The sequence below is a fragment of the Halobacterium bonnevillei genome (assembly GCF_009831555.1).
Classification (GTDB): Archaea; Halobacteriota; Halobacteria; order Halobacteriales; family Halobacteriaceae; genus Halobacterium; species Halobacterium bonnevillei.
In genome coordinates this window covers 1-1259 of record NZ_WUUU01000340.1, presented here as the reverse complement: position 1 = coordinate 1259, position 1259 = coordinate 1, and the positions used below count along the sequence as shown (strand labels likewise).

The 1259-nt window shown below is 69.5% G+C and carries 2 protein-coding genes and 1 pseudogene; all 3 read right to left on the bottom strand.

Going from position 1 to position 1259, the window contains the following annotated elements; translation table 11 throughout:
- The coding region (locus tag GRX66_RS19145; protein ID WP_325064209.1) for a triose-phosphate isomerase at positions 1–222 on the bottom strand (222 nt) is incomplete at its 3' end.
- 105 nt (positions 223–327) lie between these two features.
- Entirely contained in the window at positions 328–858 is a 531-nt protein-coding gene (locus GRX66_RS19140; protein ID WP_159527858.1) for a multiprotein bridging factor aMBF1, read from the bottom strand.
- Positions 859–927: 69 nt separating this feature from the next.
- A pseudogene (locus GRX66_RS19135) lies at positions 928–1259 on the bottom strand (CDP-alcohol phosphatidyltransferase family protein); the annotation flags it as partial.

Here is a 1259-nt window from a genome sequence, read left to right as displayed (position 1 = left end):
CGCGACCGATTCCGCGAGCGTGCTGCCCGTGTGGCTGCCGTGGCCGACCGGGCTGACGTGCTGTGCGTACGTCGTGGCGCCCGTGTCCGCGACCCGCGCGAGGTCCGCGGTCTGCGGGGCGACGGCAATCGTCGTGTCTGTCGCGTCTGCGACGTCGCGCGCGGCCGCCGCGACCGCGACCGGGTCGCAGGGGTAGGCCTTCAGGTTGACGAGTACGAACACGTCAGAAAGCGCGTGTCCACGGGCGAAAAAAGTTCCTAGGTCGGCGGGACCTGCCGTGCGGACGGGTGTCTTCCGAGTGGTGCGTCGCTCCCCGGCTGCGCGCGTTCAGTCCTTCCGACGGACCTTGTCGCCGAGCGTCAGCCCGGCGCTGTCGCTCTCCGAGGACCAGTCCTCGTCGGCGCCGCCGTCGCCGGACTCGGTCAGCGAGATGCCGAGCTTCTTCTCGAGTTTCTCCCGGACGTCGTCGCTGGGGAGGCTGTCGCCGCGCTCGAGTTTCCGGATGACGCTGGCCTTCTCGTTGAGGTCGTCCGCGAGTTCCTCCTGGCTGAGGCCGTCGCTCTCGCGGGCGTTCCGGATGCGGTCGTCGTAGTCGCTGACGAGCTCCTCCATCTCGTCGAACATGTCGCGCCGGCGTCGGCCGCCGGAGGACGACCCACCCGAGGACGACCCGCCCGAGGACGACGACGAACCGCTGGAGGAGGACGTCGAGTACTTCGTGCTGGTGGTACTGGAAGTCTCCGTCTTGACTTCCGTGCCGAAGTCGGCGCAGTCGTCGCAGACGTCGAGCTCTGCGCCCTCGACCTTCACGGTCTTCGGGTTCGGCACATCCTTGCCACACATCTCGCACTGAACCATACAGGTAGGTAGCCGAGGGCCACGCTTAAAATGCACGCCGTCGGCGTCCCGCGAGCCGGCTCCCCGGCGTCACGTGAGTTGCCGCCACGCCGAAACGAACCGCTGCACTGCAGTGAGGTGGCCGACGACGGCGAACAGCGCGAGCAGCCACGCGACCAGCGAGAACCCGCCGACAGCGGGAACGGCGACGGAGAGCCCGCCCGTGAACCCGATGAGTGCGAGGCGGTCGGCGCGACCGAGGACGCCGCCGTACACGCGGTCGAGGCCGACAGCCTGGGCCTGCGTGCCGAGGTACGACGTCAAGAGGACGCCGGTGACGGCGGCGAGGCCGAGGTCGTAGCGCCCGATACCGGCGGCGAGCCCGGCGACGATGACGACGTCGGCGTACCGGTCGAGGACGT

Coding starts and splice junctions, on each gene's coding strand:
- GRX66_RS19140 (WP_159527858.1), bottom strand. CDS start 858: ATGGTTCAGTGCGAGATGTGTGGCAAGGATGTGCCGAACCCGAAGACC.